Annotated in this window: 19 protein-coding genes; 10 read left to right on the top strand and 9 right to left on the bottom strand. The window is 71.3% G+C overall.

The features are described 5' to 3' along the window. Window positions 1-107: 107 nt before the first annotated feature. The 3 genes from QMK24_RS22285 (at window position 108) to QMK24_RS22275 (ending at window position 2,318) form a co-directional block, all read left to right on the top strand. Entirely contained in the window at window positions 108-1,235 is a 1,128-nt protein-coding gene (locus QMK24_RS22285) for an isoafricanol synthase (RefSeq protein ID WP_283468378.1), read from the top strand. Window positions 1,236-1,380: 145 nt separating this feature from the next. Then, entirely contained in the window at window positions 1,381-2,046 is a 666-nt protein-coding gene (locus tag QMK24_RS22280) for a pyridoxine/pyridoxamine 5'-phosphate oxidase (RefSeq protein WP_283468377.1), read from the top strand. After that, window positions 2,043-2,318 (top strand): maleylpyruvate isomerase N-terminal domain-containing protein, encoded by a 276-nt coding sequence (locus QMK24_RS22275; protein WP_283468375.1) that lies wholly within the window; start codon window positions 2,043-2,045, stop codon window positions 2,316-2,318. Before QMK24_RS22280 ends, QMK24_RS22275 begins: the two co-directional genes overlap by 4 nt. 24 nt (window positions 2,319-2,342) lie before the next feature. Here QMK24_RS22275 and QMK24_RS22270 read toward each other — a convergent pair whose 3' ends face one another. The 5 genes from QMK24_RS22270 to QMK24_RS22250 all read right to left on the bottom strand — a co-directional run bounded on the left by QMK24_RS22270 (window position 2,343) and on the right by QMK24_RS22250 (window position 6,771). After that, window positions 2,343-2,582 (bottom strand): DUF397 domain-containing protein, encoded by a 240-nt coding sequence (locus QMK24_RS22270; protein ID WP_283468374.1) that lies wholly within the window; start codon window positions 2,580-2,582, stop codon window positions 2,343-2,345. Between the two features lie 99 nt (window positions 2,583-2,681). Further along, window positions 2,682-3,848: a thiolase family protein gene (locus QMK24_RS22265; protein WP_283468373.1), complete on the bottom strand. Its 1,167-nt coding sequence runs from the start codon at window positions 3,846-3,848 to the stop codon at window positions 2,682-2,684. After that, window positions 3,845-4,984, bottom strand: coding sequence for a thiolase family protein (locus QMK24_RS22260; protein WP_283468371.1), 1,140 nt, complete (start codon window positions 4,982-4,984; stop codon window positions 3,845-3,847). The genes QMK24_RS22265 and QMK24_RS22260 overlap by 4 nt, the downstream gene beginning before the upstream one ends. Beyond that, window positions 4,985-5,935 carry a Zn-ribbon domain-containing OB-fold protein gene (locus tag QMK24_RS22255; RefSeq protein WP_283468369.1) on the bottom strand — a complete coding sequence of 317 codons (951 nt, stop codon included), beginning with the start codon at window positions 5,933-5,935 and terminating at the stop codon, window positions 4,985-4,987. Between the two features lie 29 nt (window positions 5,936-5,964). Further along, on the bottom strand, window positions 5,965-6,771 hold the full coding sequence (locus QMK24_RS22250) for a crotonase/enoyl-CoA hydratase family protein (RefSeq protein WP_283468368.1): 807 nt from the start codon (window positions 6,769-6,771) through the stop codon (window positions 5,965-5,967). Window positions 6,772-6,953: 182 nt separating this feature from the next. On the opposite strand from QMK24_RS22250, the gene QMK24_RS22245 reads away from it, so the two are divergent. Beyond that, window positions 6,954-8,588, top strand: a complete 1,635-nt coding sequence (locus tag QMK24_RS22245) for an acyl-CoA synthetase (RefSeq protein WP_283468367.1) — start codon at window positions 6,954-6,956, stop codon at window positions 8,586-8,588. On the opposite strand, the gene QMK24_RS22240 is transcribed toward QMK24_RS22245, so the two are convergent. Together QMK24_RS22240 and QMK24_RS22235 are read right to left on the bottom strand one after the other, a co-directional pair. Beyond that, window positions 8,537-8,818, bottom strand: a complete 282-nt coding sequence (locus QMK24_RS22240) for a hypothetical protein (RefSeq protein ID WP_283468365.1) — start codon at window positions 8,816-8,818, stop codon at window positions 8,537-8,539. The genes QMK24_RS22245 and QMK24_RS22240 overlap by 52 nt on opposite strands. Further along, window positions 8,794-8,964, bottom strand: a complete 171-nt coding sequence (locus QMK24_RS22235) for a hypothetical protein (protein WP_283468363.1) — start codon at window positions 8,962-8,964, stop codon at window positions 8,794-8,796. The genes QMK24_RS22240 and QMK24_RS22235 overlap by 25 nt, the downstream gene beginning before the upstream one ends. Before the next feature lie 225 nt (window positions 8,965-9,189). On the opposite strand from QMK24_RS22235, the gene QMK24_RS22230 reads away from it, so the two are divergent. From QMK24_RS22230 to QMK24_RS22210, 5 genes are all read left to right on the top strand, one after another. Then, on the top strand, window positions 9,190-9,531 hold the full coding sequence (locus QMK24_RS22230; protein WP_283468362.1) for an antibiotic biosynthesis monooxygenase family protein: 342 nt from the start codon (window positions 9,190-9,192) through the stop codon (window positions 9,529-9,531). A gap of 95 nt (window positions 9,532-9,626) precedes the next feature. Then, window positions 9,627-10,211, top strand: a complete 585-nt coding sequence (locus QMK24_RS22225) for a TetR/AcrR family transcriptional regulator (RefSeq protein WP_283468360.1) — start codon at window positions 9,627-9,629, stop codon at window positions 10,209-10,211. A gap of 13 nt (window positions 10,212-10,224) precedes the next feature. Beyond that, on the top strand, window positions 10,225-10,809 hold the full coding sequence (locus QMK24_RS22220; protein ID WP_283468357.1) for a DUF4865 family protein: 585 nt from the start codon (window positions 10,225-10,227) through the stop codon (window positions 10,807-10,809). Continuing rightward, entirely contained in the window at window positions 10,806-11,195 is a 390-nt protein-coding gene (locus tag QMK24_RS22215; RefSeq protein ID WP_283468356.1) for a carboxymuconolactone decarboxylase family protein, read from the top strand. The genes QMK24_RS22220 and QMK24_RS22215 overlap by 4 nt, the downstream gene beginning before the upstream one ends. After that, the gene (locus QMK24_RS22210; protein WP_283468355.1) at window positions 11,192-12,127 is read left to right on the top strand and encodes a phosphotriesterase family protein; all 936 of its coding nucleotides are present in this window, start codon (window positions 11,192-11,194) and stop codon (window positions 12,125-12,127) included. Before QMK24_RS22215 ends, QMK24_RS22210 begins: the two co-directional genes overlap by 4 nt. A 105-nt stretch (window positions 12,128-12,232) precedes the next feature. On the opposite strand, the gene QMK24_RS22205 is transcribed toward QMK24_RS22210, so the two are convergent. Then, window positions 12,233-12,757 carry a GNAT family N-acetyltransferase gene (locus QMK24_RS22205; protein ID WP_283468353.1) on the bottom strand — a complete coding sequence of 175 codons (525 nt, stop codon included), beginning with the start codon at window positions 12,755-12,757 and terminating at the stop codon, window positions 12,233-12,235. A gap of 76 nt (window positions 12,758-12,833) precedes the next feature. On the opposite strand from QMK24_RS22205, the gene QMK24_RS22200 reads away from it, so the two are divergent. Further along, window positions 12,834-14,786, top strand: a complete 1,953-nt coding sequence (locus tag QMK24_RS22200; RefSeq protein ID WP_283468350.1) for a hypothetical protein — start codon at window positions 12,834-12,836, stop codon at window positions 14,784-14,786. Window positions 14,787-14,902: 116 nt separating this feature from the next. Here the strand turns inward: QMK24_RS22200 and QMK24_RS22195 are convergent, their stop codons facing one another. After that, window positions 14,903-16,456: an acyl-CoA synthetase gene (locus tag QMK24_RS22195; RefSeq protein ID WP_283468349.1), complete on the bottom strand. Its 1,554-nt coding sequence runs from the start codon at window positions 16,454-16,456 to the stop codon at window positions 14,903-14,905. Window positions 16,457-16,462: the final 6 nt, after the last annotated feature.

Below are 16,462 nucleotides of genomic sequence, written 5' to 3'. Positions count from 1 at the left end.
CGCTGGTGATATCCGCGTCTTCCGAACGGGTAGATGGCAAACGCCAGTTCACACTCCAACGGCCCGGACGGTCCCGGGCCGGCACGACCCGACCTGAGGCGGGCACCTTGACGGACAGCACAGCCCCCAGCAGCGCCATTCCGCGCGACATTCTCGCGGAACGCACCACGTTACTGTCCATCCCCTTCCCCGGACGGTCGAGTCCGCACGCCGACAGGGCCCGTCGGCACACCCTGCAGTGGCTGCGCGACCTCCGGATACTCCGTGCCGATTACGGCGTCTCGGAGTACGACGCCCTGCGACTGGAGCGCCTGATGGCGTTCTTCTACCCCCGGGCGACCGGGCCGGATCTCGACCTCGCCGCCGACTTCAACGCCTGGTTCTTCATCTTCGACGACCAGTTCGACGGCCCTCTCGGGCGCCGTCCTGACGACGTGGAACGCGAGGTGGACGCGCTGGTGTCCATCCTCTACGAACCCCCTTCCCCCTCCTCCCCGCCCGTGAACCATCCGCCCGTCGGCCATCAGGCGAGCCCGCTCGCGGACGGCTTCCGCGACATCTGGGTCCGCTCGGCGGCCGGCACACCGGCCGTGTGGCAGGAGCGCTTCCGCGACCACTGGCGGGAGTATCTGCGCGCCTACCACTGGGAGGCCCTCAACCGGACGCAGCGGCCCCCGCTGACCCTCGACGCCTTCCTGCGGGGCCGGCGGGACTCGATCGGCGTCCAGCCCTGCCTTGACTTCGCCGAACGGTGCGGCGGCTACACCCTGCCGGAGATGCTGCACTCGACGTCCCCGCTGGCCGAGATGCGGGAGATCACCGGGGATGTGGTGATCTTCGTCAACGACATCATGTCCGTGGACAAGGAAATGGCGGCCGGGGATGTCAACAACAGCGTGATCCTGCTGCGGAACACCACCGACCACACGCTGGAGGAGGCCGTGGGACTCATCGCGCGGGCCGCCAACGCGCGGGTGCAGCGGTTCCAGACGCTCGCCGAACGACTGCCCGCGGTGCTCGACGAGTACGACGCCGCGCCGGACCTGCTGGAGCAGGTGGACGACTACGTACGGGCAATGCGCCATGTGATGCGGGGCAATCTCGACTGGTCCCTGGAGACCGCCCGTTACCGCGAATCCGGTATCGCCGCGGTGAGCGGCGGCAGACAACGGCCCTGGTCGGATCTCTTCGGCCCCGACGGCACCAACGGAATCACCCGCGGCGGCCTCGGCTGAGCCGGGACCGGGAACGGGGGCAGGAAGGAGCCGGGCCGCGCGGGAGTGCGGCACCGGCTCCTTCTGCGTATCACTCCGACCCCGGATGTGGGCCTAATGTTATCTTCAGCTCAATGCATTAGTCGTTGAGGGCGAGGGGGGCCGCATGGCAGAGATCCGTCAACTACTCCGCGAGCTGGAGGTGTTCGCGGGCGACCTGCCCCCCTTCGATCCCGGGGACACCCCGGACGATCCCGCCGCGCTCTTCACCGAGTGGCTGCTCGAGGCGATCCGGTCCGGAGTGCCCGAACCGCACGCGATGACGCTCTCCACGGCCGGCGCGGACGGCGATCCGTCGGCCCGGGTACTGATCCTGAAGAACCTCGACCGCACCGGCGACCGCGCGGGCTGGCAGTTCGCCACCCACTCCGGCAGCGGCAAGGGCCAGGATCTCGCCGAGCGCCCCTACGCCGCCCTGACCTTCTACTGGCCGGCCCAGGCCCGGCAGATCCGGGTGCGCGGACCCGTGACACGGGAGAGCGCCGATCTCGGCGCCGCGGACTTCCTGGCGCGGGGAGCGAGCGCGCGGGCCGAGGCGCTGCTGGGACGCACCAGCCGCCCGCTGACCGCCCCCGCCGACCGCGACGCCGCCCTCCGGGAGTCGCAGGCACGGCTGGAGCGCGAACCGGACCTCGTCGCGCCCGAGTGGACGCTGTACAGCGTGCAGGCCGAGCAGGCCGAGTTCTGGCAGGGCGACAAGCATCGCAACCACACCCGGCTCAACTACCGCCGTTCCACCGACGGCTGGCACAAGGAGTTGCTGTGGCCGTGAGTCACCCCGACCCGATTCCGGCGATCCTCGCCGGCCGGCCACGGCTGCCCGCGCTGCTCGACGGCCTCACCGACAGCGTCGTCCGCGCTCCGAGCGCGCTGCCGGGCTGGACCCGCGGGCATCTGCTCAGCCACCTCGAGGGCGTCGCCCTCGCGCTGGCACGGCAGGCGCGGTACGCCCCGAAGGACGAGCTGATCGATCCCTACGACGGCGGGCGGCCGGCCCGGGACAGCGGTGTCTCGCCGCCTCCGGAACTCGGTCCGTGGCCGTGAGCGCACGCGGTTCGTCCGGCCGCCTCAGGTGAGGTCGAACTCACCGTCACGCGCACCGAGTACGAAGGCGCGCCACTCGGCGGGGGTGAAGATCAGCGCCGGCCCGTCCGGGCTCCGCCCGTCCCGCATCGCGATGTAGCCCTCGATAAAGGCGATCTGGACGTCGCCCGTGCCCTGACTGCTGGACTGCCAATCCGCGCTCGTAAGATCCAGCTGCGGCTTCTTACCGTTGGTCAACGGCTGTCCGATGATGCTCTCGGCCACGTCCGCTCTCCTCCCGACATCGTCATCCGCGACCCACCCTAGCCACCGGGCCCATCGCCCGACAGGCAATGGGACAAGCTGCCCGGATACACCCCCCGATCAGGTGGTCGGCCGGTCCGCGCCGACGAGCCACATCGAGAAGAACTGCGCGCCGCCGCCGTACGCGTGGCCGAGCGCCCGGCGGGCGCCGTCCACCTGGTGCTCACCGGCCTGGCCGCGCACCTGCAGGGCCGCCTCGGCGAAACGGATCATGCCGGACGCGCCGATGGGGTTGGTGGACAGCACACCGCCCGACGGATTGACGGGCAGGTCGCCGTCGAGTTCGGTGACGCCCGCTTCCGTGAGCTTCCAGCCCTCCCCCTCGGCGGCGAAGCCGAGGTTCTCCAGCCACATCGGTTCGTACCAGGAGAACGGCACATACATCTCGACCGCGTCGATCTCCCTGCGCGGATCGGTGATCCCGGCCTGCCGGTACACATCGGCGGCGCAGTCCTTGCCGGCCTGCGGGCTGACGTAGTCCTTGCCCGCGAACATCGTCGGCTCGCTGCGCATCGCACCGCCGTGCAGCCAGGCGGGCGGGCGCGGCGCGCGGGCCGCGCCCCCGGTGTCGGTGAGCACCATCGCGACCGCGCCGTCGGAGGACGGGCAGGTCTCGGAGTAGCGGATCGGGTCCCACAGCATGGGGGCGGCCCGCACCTTCTCCAGCGTGATGTCCTTCTCGTGCAGGTGGGCGTAGGGGTTCTTCAGCGCGTTGCGGCGGTCCTTGTAGGCGACGAGGGAGCCGATGTGGTCGGGCGCTCCGGTACGGCGCATGTAGGCGCGCACATGGGGGGCGAAGAATCCGCCGGCACCGGCCAGCAGCGGCTGCTGGAACGGGATCGGCAGCGAGAGCCCCCACATGGCGTTGGACTCGGACTGCTTCTCGAACGCGACGGTCAGCACGGTGCGGTGGACCCGGGCCGCGACCAGGTTCGAGGCGACCAGGGCGGTCGAGCCGCCGACCGAGCCGGCGGTGTGCACGCGCAGCATCGGCTTGCCGACGGCGCCGAGGGCGTCCGCCAGATACAGCTCCGGCATCATCAGGCCCTCGAAGAAGTCCGGTGCCTTGCCGATGACGACCGCGTCGATGTCGGCGAAGGTGAGCTCCGCGTCGGCCAGCGCCCGCAGGGCCGCTTCGCGGAGCAGCCCCGCGATCGACACATCGTGCCGGGCGGAGACGTGTTTGGTCTGGCCGATGCCCACGACGGCCACATGTGCCTTGCTCATAGCGCCTCCTCGTTCGCTTCTCCGGCCGCGCGGCGCAGAGGTGCGGATTGCGTGGACAGCCGCGGCCCGGCGGCCTTGCGTCCGTCGCTCACAGCCGCGTCCCCTTCCAGGACGGCGACCAGGTTCTGCTGCAGGCAGGGACCCGAGGTCGCGTGGGCCAGGGCGCGGTCGGACTCACCGCGGTGGATGCGGGCGGCCGCCTCGCCGAGCCGGATGAGACCGGCGGCCATGACGGGGTTGGCGGCGAGCGGACCGCCGGACGGATTGACGTGCACGTCGTCGCCCAGTTTCAGCGCCCTGCGCAGGACGACCTCCTGGGAGGTGAACGGCGCGTGCAGCTCGGCGGTGTCGACCGGCACGTCGAAGGCCCCGGCCCGCTCGGCCGCGAGCCGGGTGGACGGCGAGTCGGTGAGGTCGCGTACGCCGAGGCTGTGGGCCTCGATCCGGTGGTCCATGCCCCGGATCCACGCGGGCCGTCCGCACAGCCGGCGGGCGGTGTCCCCGGCTGCCAGCACGATCGCGGCGGCGCCGTCGCCGACCGGCGGGCAGTCCTGGCGGCGCAGCGGCTGGACGACGTAGTCCTCACCGTCGCGGACATCGGTGAGCTGCGCGTACGGGTTGCCCCGCGCTGCGGTGCGACTTCGGGCGGCGACGCCGGCCAGTTCGGGTTCGCTGGTGTGCCCGGCGTCGATGAGGGCCCGCGCCTGGAGCGCGGCGAGCGCGACCGGGTCGGGCCACAGGGGCGCGACGTAGTACGGGTCGAGCTGGCGGGTCAGGACCTCGCGGACGTCGCCGGGTGAGGACTTGCCGTAGGCGTACACCAGCGCGGTCTCCGCCTCGCCGGTGAGGATCTTCACCCATGCCTCGTAGAGCGCCCAGGCGCCGTCCATCTCGACATGTGATTCGGAGATCGGCGGCCAGGCGCCGACGCCGTCCAGCGCCATCGTGAAGGAGAAGGCCCGGCCGGCGAGGTAGTCCGAGGATCCGGAGCAGGTGAAACCGATGTCGCCGGCCTTGAGGCCGACTTGGCCGAGCGCCTCGTGCAGGACGGGCATCAGCAGTTCGACCTCGGAGACCTCGGCCGTGCTGCGGGCGTGGCGGCTCTGGGCGAAGGCCACGATCGCGACGTCACGCATCTAGACCATCTCCTTGTACGTGTCGTAGCCGGCGTCGGGCTCACCGGTCGGGCGGTAGTGGTCGGGGAAGCCGCCGCCGTCGCTCCACACGGGTTCGACGCGCATGCCCATCCGCACCTGGTCGTAGCGGATGCCGCCGATGCGTCCGTGCAGGGCGAGGTCCGCACCGTCCAGGGCGATGTGGGCGTAGACGTACGGCACTTCGATGTCGAGGCCGCGGGCCTTGATGTTGACGATGCAGAAGGTGGTGACGGTGCCGCCCGGGCCCACTTCGACCTGTTCCTCGGTGGCGACGCCGCAGGTGGGGCAGGCACCGCGGGGCGGGATGTAGACCTTGCGGCAGGACGGGCAGCGCTCGCCGATCATCTTGCTGTCCTCGAGTGCCGCGAGATAGCGCGACTGGGCCCGGCCGGGGCTGTAGACGTAGTCGAGGCGGGCGGGGGCGACGATGCCGGTCACCGGGTCGGCGAACTCGCCGGTGTGGGGGGTGGCCGCGCTCTCCTCCGGCTCGGTCCCGTCGTCCGGTTCGAAGCAGGCGATGTCGGTGATCGCACCGACGCGCTCCCCGGCCCAGCGGATCCGCACCCGCATGCCGGTGCGGACGGCGTCCGGGCCGTTCGCGTCGAGCGCGTGCAGGATCGCGGTGTCGGCGCCGTCGAGGCGGACCAGCACCCAGGCGAACGGGGTGGTGAGCGGCTGGTTGCGGCTGGGATCGGGGTTCCAGGCCCAGGTGGTGACGGTGCCGGCGGCGCCGACCTCGACCAGTTCGCGCAGTTCCGCCGAGGTGACGGGGTCGTACTCGACGGGCGGTACGAGCACCCGGCCGTCACCGGTGCGCACCCCCAGTACGGTCTGCTCGCGCAGGCCGGTGAGGAAGGCGCTCTGGACGGGGCCGAGCGAGCGGGTGAACGGGAACTCGACGACCAGTGGTGCGCTGAGGACTTCGGTCATGGGCGGCATCTCTCCTTGGGTCCCCCGGGTCAGGCGCGCTTGAAGACCGCGGGGCGCTTCTCGGCGAAGGCCCGGGGGCCCTCCTTGGCGTCGGCGGTGGCGAAGATCGGCCAGCCCCGCTCCAGTTCGTGCTTGAGCCCCTCGGTCTCGGTCATCTCCGCGGTGTCGTACACGGACGCCTTGACGGCCTCGACGGCCAGCGGCCCGTTGGCGTTGATCTGTCCGGCGATCTCCAGGGCCCGCTCCAGCGCCGTGCCGTCCGGGACGACATGGCCGATCAGGCCGATCTCCTTCGCCTCCGCGGCGGAGTAGGGGCGTCCGGTGAGCAGCATCTCCAGGGCGTGGGTGCGGGGGATCTGGCGGGCGAGCCGCACGGTGGAACCGCCGATCGGGAAGAGCCCGCGTCGGACCTCGAAGAGGCCGAGGGTGGCGCTCTCCCCCGCGACCCGGATGTCGGTGCCCTGCAGGATCTCGGTGCCGCCGGCCACGCAGTGACCCTCCACGGCGACCACCACCGGTTTGCGCGGCCGGTGATGGCGCAGCATCGCCTTCCAGTGCAGGTCGGGGTCGGCCTTCAGTCGGTCGCGGTACTGCTGGCCGGCCATCGCGCCGTCGTCGGAGGCCAGCGCCTTGAGGTCCATTCCGGCGCAGAAGGAGCCGCCGGCCCCGGTGAGGACGATGGAGCGGATGGTGTCGTCCGCGTCGGCCTCCAGCCAGCCGTCGTACAGACCGACCAGCATCGGCAGCGAGAGCGCGTTCTTGGCCTCGGGCCGGTTCAGGGTCAGTACGAGTGTCGCGCCGACGCGCTCCACGCTGAGGTGTTCCGTGCCGCCCATGGCCGGCCTCCAAGGTCACATATTCCGTCGCGGACCTAGAACAGGTTGCAGTAGGCGCAGGTCGAGTTCAATAGTTTTCTGACTACCAGTCAGATTTCCCGCCCGGGAACCCTTCCCACCTCGCTCCAGGGGGGTTCTAATGACCGCCGAGAGACCTTCGCAGCATCGAGGCTGGAGGAGCCGTGGAGTACAACCTTGCCGACCTCTTCGAGTCGGTCGTGGACGTGGTCCCGGACCGCGAGGCGCTCGTCTACATCGACCACCCAGGAACGGGCGCCGAACGGCGGCTGACCTACGCCCAGCTCGACACGGCCGCGAACCGGATCGCCCACCACTTCATCGCCGGCGGAATCGCACCCGGCGACCACGTGGGACTGCACCTCTACAACGGCATCGAATATCTGCAGACGGCGCTGGCCTGCATCAAGGCCCGCGCCGTACCGGTGAACGTCAACTACCGGTACGTGGAGGAGGAGCTGGTCTACCTCTACCGCGACGCGGATCTGGCGGCGCTGGTCTTCGACGCCGAATTCACCGCGCGGGTCGCCGCCGCGCTGCCGCACACCGACAAGCTGCGGCACCTGGTCAGAGTGGGCACACCGGCCGAGGGCACCCCGGAACCGTCCATCACCCCGGTGGCCTTCACCGATGCCGAGGCGGCCGGATCACCGGAGCGCGGCTTCCCCCAGCGCTCCGCCGACGACCAGTTCATCATCTACACCGGCGGCACCACCGGCATGCCCAAGGGCGTCATGTGGCGCCAGGAGGACCTCTTCTTCTCCGGCATGGGCGGCGGCGCACCCACCGGCGAGCCGGTCAAGCGGCCCGAGGAACTCGCTGAGCGGGTCGCGGCCGGCGGCGAGGGGCTGGTCTTCTTCCCGACCCCGCCGCTGATGCACGGCACCTCCACCCTCACCGCGTTCATCGGCTTCAACTTCGGCCAGAAGGTCGTCATCCACCGCAAGTACGTGCCGGACGAGGTGCTGCGCACCATCGCGAAGGAGAAGGTCACCAGCGTCTCGCTGGTCGGCGACGCCATGCTCCGCCCGCTCGCGGACTCGCTGGCCGGGCCGCTCCAGGGCATCGACTGCTCCTCGCTGTTCACCATCTCCAGCTCGGGCGCGATCATGTCGGAGACCGTCCGCGCCCAGTTCCAGGCGCTGGTCCCGAACGTCATGATCCTCAACAACTTCGGCTCCTCGGAGTCCGGCTTCAACGGAACGGCCACCGACGACTCCGGCCCGGCCAAGGGCTTCCGGCTGCGGGTCAACTCCCATATCGCGGTCGTCGACCTGGCCACGATGGAGCCGGTCACGGTCGGCGAACCAGGACGTATCGCCCTGCGCGGACATGTGCCGCTCGGCTATTACAACGACCCCAAGAAGACCGCGGAGACCTTCTTCCAGCGGGACGGCGAGCGGTGGGTGCTGCTCGGGGACATGGCGACCGTCGACGAGGACGGCGTCGTCACCGTCCTCGGGCGCGGCTCGCAGTGCATCAACACCGGCGGCGAGAAGGTCTACCCGGAGGAGGTCGAGGAAGCGCTCAAGGCGCACCCCGACGTCTACGACGCGCTGGTCGCCGGAGTCCCGGACGAGAAGTGGGGCAACCATGTCGCCGCCGTCGTCCAGCCGCGGGACGGCGCGGATCCGCTGACCCTCGACGACATCCAGGCGCACTGCCGCACCCGGCTGGCCGGCTACAAGATCCCGCGCAGCCTGGTCGTCATGGACCACATCCAGCGCTCCCCCAGCGGCAAGGCCGACTACCGCTGGGCACGTTCGGTGGCGACGGAGGCGGCGCCCGGGCAGACCTGACGGCGGCCGGGCGTCGCGATCCCGGGGCATGGACAGGGCGGTCCTGGCGGCGGACGGTCGGCCAGGTCGTTGACGGACACGATGCAGCCCATCGCACCATGGGCCACCTGCGCCTGAGGTGCCGCCGCGAGCCAGGAATTGAGCGCTCCGCATTCGTCCGCCTCGACATGCCCGAAGGTCAGCCAGCGCAGCCGGTCGACCGGCGTCACCTGTTCGACCGCCTCCGACACCAGGGGGAACAGCGAACGCAGTCCCAGGTGGAAGAGCAGAGGTCCTCGGCGTCGATCAGGAACTGGTTGAACAGGAAGTCTGCGTCGGGAACGTAGGTGGACAGCCAGTAGATGTCCGGCGCGATCTCCGTGACGCGAGTCTCCATCAGAGCCTCCTCGACCATCCCGCCCAGGCTGGCACCGGGCGACGGCCCCGCACGCCGGGTGCCCCGTACGGTGGCTGCCCCGCACGGGGGCAGCGGCCGGCACGGGGGCAGCGGCCGGCACGGGGGCAGCGGCCGGCGCCCTGGCCGGCGGAAAATACCCCGCGGACTGTCAGTGGCGGGACCTATGCTCGGCAGTCCAGATCGCCCGCTGATCGGAGAGTGTCCGTGCCCGAGTCCGTCTCGTTCCGCCGACCCGAACCGCCGTACTACGCCGTCATCATCACCACTCTGCCGAGCGGCGAGGACCCGGAGGGCTACGCGGACGCGAACCGCCGCATGGGACCGCTGTCCGCCAAGTGGCCCGGCTACCTGGGCCGCGAGTCGGAGACCGGTCCCGACGGCCGCGATCTGCTGGTGGTCTATTACTCGGACGCGGAATCCATAGCCTCCTGGAAGGCGGATCCGGAGCACCTGGAGGTGCAACGGCTGGGCCGGGAGCGGTGGTACGCCTCCTACAGCGTCGAAGTGGCGCGCGTGGAGCGGGCCTACGGCTTCCGGCGCGACTGATCCGCTGATCCACAATCCACCAGCTGAGGCGGCGCGCGCCGCCCGCGTAGCCTCAGCTCATAGACTCTGTACCTACTAGTATGTACACTCGGATCATGGATACCGCGGAACGGTTGATCGAGAGCACCCAGGAGCTCCTCTGGGAACGCGGCTACACCGGCACCAGCCCCAAGGCGATCCAGCAGCACGCGGGCGCGGGCCAGGGCAGCATGTACCACCACTTCTCCGGCAAGCCCGACCTGGCGCTGACCGCGATGCGGCGCAGCGCCGAACAGCTCAGGGCGCAGGCCGACGCCCAGATGTCCGGCGGCGGCACCGCCCTGGAACGGGTCTCGGCCTATCTGCTGCGGGACCGCGACGCGCTGCGCGGCTGCCGGGTCGGCCGGATGGCCATGGACCCGGACGTGATCGACAGCGCGGAGCTGCGCGGCCCAGTGCAGGAGACGTTCGCGTGGCTGCGCGGACGGCTCGCGGAGATCATCGCCGAGGGCCTGGCGGCCGGGGAGTTCGACGCCGCGCTCGATCCGGGGGACACCGCCGCCACGATCGTCGCCGTCGTCCAGGGCGGCTATGTGCTCGCCCGCGCCGAGGGCTCTCAGGAGCCGTTCCGCCAGGCGGTGCGCGGCGCGGTCGCGCTGCTGGCCGCCCGCTCCACCGTCAATGTCAGCCTCACCGACTGAGGAGACCGCCGTCATGCACGCCATGCAGTACCGGATCACGCTACCCGCCGACTACGACATGAAGATCATCCGCCACCGGATCGAGTCCAGGGGTCATCTGCTCGACGAGTTCCCCGGCCTCGGACTCAAGGCGTACCTCATCCGCGAGCGCGACACCGACGAATCACCCGTCAACCAGTACGCGCCGTTCTATCTCTGGAACACCGGGCGGGGGATGAACAGTTTCCTCTGGGGTCCGGGATTCCAGGGAATCATCGACGACTTCGGCCGCCCCGAGGTCGAGCACTGGACCGGGCTGGCCTTCGAGCCCGGCCCGGCCGCCGCCACGGTCCCGCGCGCCGCGACTCGCCGCGCCGAGCCGATCGCCCCCGGCGACGACCCGGCCGCCGTCATCGACCGCGCCCTCACCGCCGTACGCGAGTACGCCGCCACCCCCGGCGTGCACTCGGCCACCCTCGCCGTCGACCCCCGCCACTGGGAACTGCTGCACTTCACCCTCTGGGAGCACACCGCGCCCGCCGCGGCCGGTGACCGCTACCAGGTGCTGCACCTGTCGGCGCCGGAACCGACCGCCATCGAGACGGGACGCCAGTGGTGAAGCAGGCGAACATCGACCGCGAGGCCGGCTACCGGCTGCTCGGCGAACTGGCCGGGCCCGAGACCATCGAGGCCACTCTCTCCCGGCTGGACGCGATCGCCCCGGGCTTCCCCGACTGGATCGTGACGGCCCTGTTCGGCGGCACCTACCAGCGCGAGGGGCTGGCGCTGCGCGACCGGCAGATCGCCAACCTCGCGGCGCTGACCGCGCTCGGCGGCGTGGAACCGCAGCTGGACGACCATGTGCGCAACAGCCTGCGCATCGGGATCGAGCCACGGGAGATCATCGAGGTGATGGTCCATCTGGCTCCGTACATCGGAGTGCCGAAGGCACTGGCAGGGCTGCGCGTCGCGTCGGCCGTGCTCGAGGAGGGCGACCGGGCATGAGCGCGATCCGTACGGTCCTCGGCGACATCCCGCCCGAGCGGCTGGGCGTCACCGATGCCCACGACCACCTCTTCTTCCGTATCCCGGCCCTCGCTGGGCAGGAGTTGGACTCCCCCGGGGCGGCGGAGGCCGAACTCCTGGCGTTCCGCGAACTGGGCGGCCGGACCGTGACGCAGTGGACCCCCTTCGGCCTGGGGCGGCACGCGGGCGACCTGCCGGCCGTCTCCCGGGCCTCGTCGGTGCATGTGGTGGCCGCGACCGGGCTCCACCAGGCGGTGCACTACCAACCGAAGGAGTTGGACCGGCTGCGCGGCCGGACGGCCGAATTCTTCGTATCGGAACTGACGGAGGGCCTGCGGCCCGGCGACGACCCCGACGCGCCGCCCGGCACCGCCCGCGCGGGCATGATCAAGGTCGCGGGAGGCTTCCACGGTCTCGACGCGCACGCCCGGCACGTCATGACCGCGGCGGCGCACGCGCACCACGCGACCGACGCGCCGATCGGCGTCCACCTCGAACTCGGCACCGGCGCCCTGGATGTACTCGACCTCCTCTGCGGAAAGCTCGACGTCTCCCCGGAGCGGGTGCTGCTCGGGCATCTGAACCGCTCGCCCGACCTGCGGATCCACCGGGCGGCGGCCGAGGCTGGGGCGTTCCTCGTCTACGACGGCCCGTCCCGCGCCAACCACGCCACCGACTGGCGGCTGTTCGACGCCCTCGCCACGCTCACAGAGGCCGGCCACGCGGCACAGCTGCTGCTCGGCGGCGACACGACCACGGCCGCCGCCCGGTCGGCCACGGGCGGCGGGCCCGGGATGCCGTTCCTGCTCAGCGGGCTGCGGCCGAGGCTGGCGCGGGAACTCGGCGAGGCCGTCACCGAGCAGATCTACGTCGCGAACCCGGCTCGGGCCCTGGCCGTCGACTGGCCGTGACCGTCGTAGCCCGGAGCCCGTTCAAGTGATCGTTCTCAACGGTGGTTCGAGCTCCGGGTCCGGGTCGCCGCAGGGCGGGAGACCGCGCGGCGACCGGGGTGGGCCTCAGCCGGCGGCGATGGCCTTGTAGAAGATCGTCGTCGGTTGCAGCGTGCCCGCGGGGTCGGCCGCGTAGCCGGGGACCGATCCGACCGGCGTCCAGCCGGCGGCCGTGTAGAGGCGTTCTGCGGGGCTGCCCGTCACGGTGTCCAGGATCAGCAGGGTGATCCCGGCCGCGGCGGCGAACTCCTCGGCGGCGGCCAGCAGGCGGCGCGCGATCCCCTGGCCCCTGGCCTCACCGTGCACCATCAATTTGGCGATCTCGGCCCGGTGCCGGCCGTTGTCGACGGCCGACGGCCGCAACTGCACCGTGCCGGTGATCCGCTCGCCGTCCCCGGCCACCCAGACGATGACGTGCCCCTCGTGCACGGCCGGTGCCAGGCCCTCCCACCAGCGGGCGGCGGCGCCGTGATCCAGGGGCGCGAGGAATCCGACCGAGGCGCCGCCGCCGACGGTCCCGGCGAGCAGCGCCGCCAGGTCCCCGACGTGGTCGGCGAATTCCTTCGGTTCCAGCCGGACGATCTCTGGCACGGTACGGCCTCCACTCGCTCACCCCTGGGCATCTGAAAGGATATTGGACCACTGCCGTCACGGGGGAAGGTCATCCATGGAGCCGTCGCAGTCGTCATCGTCCCGGTACCCCGGGCCGGGCACCGGGGCGGGGACCGTCCTGGAGAGCAACCGGCTGCGGGCGGTCCTGGCACCGTGGTGGATGCCGCCGTCGACAGCCCTGGCCGCGGGACTGATCGCGTACGCGCTGGCCGGCGACCGGCTGCTGCGGCTGGTCGTACCGCTCGGCGTGGCGGCGCTCGCGTGGGCCGCCGCCGTCGGGTGGCGGCGCCTGCGGCCGCTCACGTTCTGGCGGTTGAGCGCGAGCGGGCTGCAGTGGCTGCGGGGCGGACGGGTGATGGAGACCCATACGTTCTCCCGTGATCGGCCGCTGACACTCCTGGTCCCTGACCTGGACGTGCTGGCGCCGGCCGAGTACGGGGCGACGAAGGTCGGCAGTCTGTGCTCGATGGGCGTGGCGGGCATGGGCCTCGCGATGTTCCCGTTCCATCTGACGGCGCGGCGGCTCGGTGCCCCGGTACTGATCACAGACCGGCGGGGCGATGCCTCTGGCGCGGCGGTGCACTGGGAGACGGTGTTCGCCCGCCGGGAGGCGGCGCTGCTGGCCGCGGCGGCCGAGGGTCCGCTGCCGGTGCCCGCCGAGGGCGCGGTCGACCTCACGAGGCCGGAACCCGGGCTGCGCGGACGGCAGTTCGGCCGTCGGCTGGTGGCCGTGGCGGGCGCCGTGATCGCGCTGTTGGTCGTGGCCGCCGGTGACGGCGCGACGGCGGTCCCCGAACGCGTCGCGCTGCTCAACGCCCTCGGTATCGCGGTGCTGGTCCTGGCCGCCGGTTCCGTCGTCCGGCTGGCCGGAAACCGTCCCGCCCGCTGGACCGTGACCCCTGAGCGGGTCATCGCCTTCGATCCGCTCTTCGGCACCACCGATCTGCCCGCCGAGCGCATCGCCGGACTGGTCGCGCAGCCGCTGGGCGCCTCCGGAGCGGAAGGCGGCGGGTCGCCGGCGCTGCTGCAGATCTACGGCCACGACCTGGCGTTGCTGGGCACCGCGCACTCGGGCCGGATCCCGGTGGAGGAGCTCTTCGCGGTGCTGCGGTCGCGCGGCTACCGGGTGATCGAGGACGGCCCGCGCAGCCGCGCCTACGACCTGCGCCCCGGCTTCCTCCCGCACCAAGTGGCCCCGGACGCCGTACTGACCGTCACCTCGGCGTATCTGCGCTGGGAGGGCGCCACCACGGAGATCCGCGTCCAGCGCACCGACATCGGCTCGATGGAGATCAACACCCGCCATGGGCATCCCTGGCTGCGGCTGCGGGGTGAGGACGGCACCGAGCAGCTGAACGCGCCGCTCAGCGCGCTCCGGATCTCCCGCACCGAACTACGGGACCGGGCGCGGGCGTTCGGCTACCCGCTCGCGGACCCGGAGTACGACGTCTACCAGTCGGCGGCCTACGCGGGCCTGGCGGCGGGCATCGTCCAGGACCGGCCGGCCCTTCCGCCCGCGCCGGCCGGCGAACCCGCCGTGCTGGACATGCCCTGGAGCACCCGCAAGTGGTACTATATCGCGGGCGCCTTGAGCATGGTCATCGTGGTGGGCGTCATCGGCTTCAAGATGCGCTATCTCAGCGGCGGCATGAGCTGGCTGGCCTGGGGTCTGCCGACGGCCGTGGTCGCCGGCGCGCTCTTCGGCGGCCTGTACGACCTGCGCCGTCCGGGACTGGCCCTCGGCCCGGACGGCATCCGCCTCGCCTCACGCGGCGGCACGGGCCGCACCAGGTGGGAGCACCTGCGCGCCACGATCGGCGGCATCGGCGTCGACACCCACGAGGACGACAGGGAAGCGCTCTTCGTCTGGTCACCGACCGGCCAGGTCATCCGCCGGGAGAGTTTCGACATGCCGGACACCGATCAGCTGCGCCAGGCCTGCGAGAAAGCGGGCCTGCCCTACGGCCGCCCGGACCCGGGCCGCTGGGGCCCGCCGCCGGAGATCTAAGGCGATCTAGGGCCTGTCCGGCGGATCATGGGCGGTCCGGGCTCCCCCGGCTACCGCTGGGAGGTGCCCCCTGGACGGGCTGATTTCAGCCCGTCCGGCGATTGAGGACCGCGCGGTCACAGCGCGCGGTCGCGGCCCTCCCAGTAGGGGTCGCGCAATCGGCGCTTGTAGAGCTTGCCGTTGGGGTCGCGGGGCATCTCGGTGATGAAGTCGACGGTCCTGGGGCGTTTGTAGCCGGCGAGCCGCTGCTCGCAGTGGGTCAGGATGAGGTCGGCCAGTTCGGGGCCCGGACGGTGGCCCGGCGCGGGTTCGATGACGGCCTTGACCTCCTCGCCCCAGCTCTCGTGCGGGATGCCGAAGGCGGCGGCGTCCGCGACGGCGGGGTGGGTGAGGAGTGCGGCCTCGATCTCGGCGGGGTAGATGTTCACGCCGCCGGAGATGATCATGTCGATCTTGCGGTCGCGCAGATACAGATACCCGTCCTCGTCCAGGAAGCCGAGGTCCCCGACGGTGAAGAAGTCGCCGATGCGGTTCTTCCGCGTCTTGCCCTCGTCCTTGTGGTAGCTGAAACCGCCGGTCTTCATGTTGATGTAGACGGTGCCGACCTCGCCCGCCGGCAGTGGTTTGCCGTCGTCGTCGTAGATGGCGATCTCGCTGATCGGCCAGGCCTTGCCGACCGTGCCGGGCTTCTTGAGCCAGTCGGCGGCGGTGGCGAAAGTGCCGCCGCCCTCGCTGGCGGCGTAGTACTCCTCGACGCAGAGGCCCCACCAGTCGAGCATGGCGCGCTTGACGTGTTCGGGGCAGGGCGCGGCGCCGTGGATGGCATGGCGCATGGAAGAGACGTCGTAGCGCTGCTTGACCGGCTCCGGGAGCGCCAGGAGGCGGTGGAACTGGGTGGGCACCATATGGGTGTGGGTGCAGCGGTAGCGGTCGATGACCCGGAGCATGCCCTCGGGTGACCACTTGTCCATGAGGACGACGGGGTGGCCGATGTGCAGGGCCGCGCCCGCGAACTGCAGGACGGCGGTGTGGTACAGCGGTGAGCAGACGAGGTGGACGTTGTCGTCGAACGGTTTGATGCCGAAGATGCCGAGGAAGCCGCCGAGATAGGTCTCCTCGGGGAGCTTGCCGGACAGCGGGCGGCGGATGCCGCGGGGGCGCCCGGTGGTGCCCGAGGTGTAGTTCATGACCCAGCCGCTGGTGCGGTCGGCGGGCTCGGTGACCGGCTGTCCGTTGGTCAGGTCCGCGTAGGGGCGGAAGCCCGGCACCTCGCCGACCGAGAACCGCCGGTCCGACGGGAAGCCCGCCTCGTCGGCGGCGGCCTGCGCGTCGGGCGCGAACCGCTCGTGGGCGATGAGGACCTTGGCGCCGGAGTCGGACAGGATCCACGCGATCTCGGGCGCCACGAAGTGGTGGTTGACCGGCACCAGATAGAAGCCCGCCTGGAACGCGGCGAGGTAGGCGGTGAAGAACTCGACGCTGTTGGGCAGCACGACCGCGAAGGCGTCGCCGGGTTCGAGCCCGGCCGCGCGCAGTCCGTGGACGAGCTGGTTGCAGACGGCGCTGAGCCGTCCGGCGTTCCATTCGTCGCCGTCCGGGGCGACCAGTACCAGCCGGTCGGGGTCCTGGGCGGCCTGTGCCCAGAAACCGTTGGGTGCGGTGGACGTCATACGGGC

This window comes from Streptomyces sp. PH10-H1 (assembly GCF_030063355.1).
Taxonomy (GTDB): Bacteria; Actinomycetota; Actinomycetes; order Streptomycetales; family Streptomycetaceae; genus Actinacidiphila.
The sequence above is the reverse complement of the archived record's forward strand: the minus strand, read 5'-3'. Positions and strand labels throughout refer to the sequence as shown.

Excerpts from the sequence above, each read along its gene's own strand:
- QMK24_RS22235 (WP_283468363.1), bottom strand. The coding sequence starts at position 8,964 with ATGGAGACTCGCGTCACGGAGATCGCGCCGGACATCTACTGGCTGTCC.
- QMK24_RS22255 (WP_283468369.1), bottom strand. The coding sequence starts at position 5,935 with ATGACCGAAGTCCTCAGCGCACCACTGGTCGTCGAGTTCCCGTTCACC.
- QMK24_RS22210 (WP_283468355.1), top strand. The coding sequence starts at position 11,192 with ATGAGCGCGATCCGTACGGTCCTCGGCGACATCCCGCCCGAGCGGCTG.
- QMK24_RS22195 (WP_283468349.1), bottom strand. The coding sequence starts at position 16,456 with ATGACGTCCACCGCACCCAACGGTTTCTGGGCACAGGCCGCCCAGGAC.
- QMK24_RS22265 (WP_283468373.1), bottom strand. The coding sequence starts at position 3,848 with ATGAGCAAGGCACATGTGGCCGTCGTGGGCATCGGCCAGACCAAACAC.
- QMK24_RS22250 (WP_283468368.1), bottom strand. The coding sequence starts at position 6,771 with ATGGGCGGCACGGAACACCTCAGCGTGGAGCGCGTCGGCGCGACACTC.
- QMK24_RS22220 (WP_283468357.1), top strand. The coding sequence starts at position 10,225 with ATGCACGCCATGCAGTACCGGATCACGCTACCCGCCGACTACGACATG.
- QMK24_RS22225 (WP_283468360.1), top strand. The coding sequence starts at position 9,627 with ATGGATACCGCGGAACGGTTGATCGAGAGCACCCAGGAGCTCCTCTGG.
- QMK24_RS22280 (WP_283468377.1), top strand. The coding sequence starts at position 1,381 with ATGGCAGAGATCCGTCAACTACTCCGCGAGCTGGAGGTGTTCGCGGGC.
- QMK24_RS22260 (WP_283468371.1), bottom strand. The coding sequence starts at position 4,984 with ATGCGTGACGTCGCGATCGTGGCCTTCGCCCAGAGCCGCCACGCCCGC.
- QMK24_RS22200 (WP_283468350.1), top strand. The coding sequence starts at position 12,834 with ATGGAGCCGTCGCAGTCGTCATCGTCCCGGTACCCCGGGCCGGGCACC.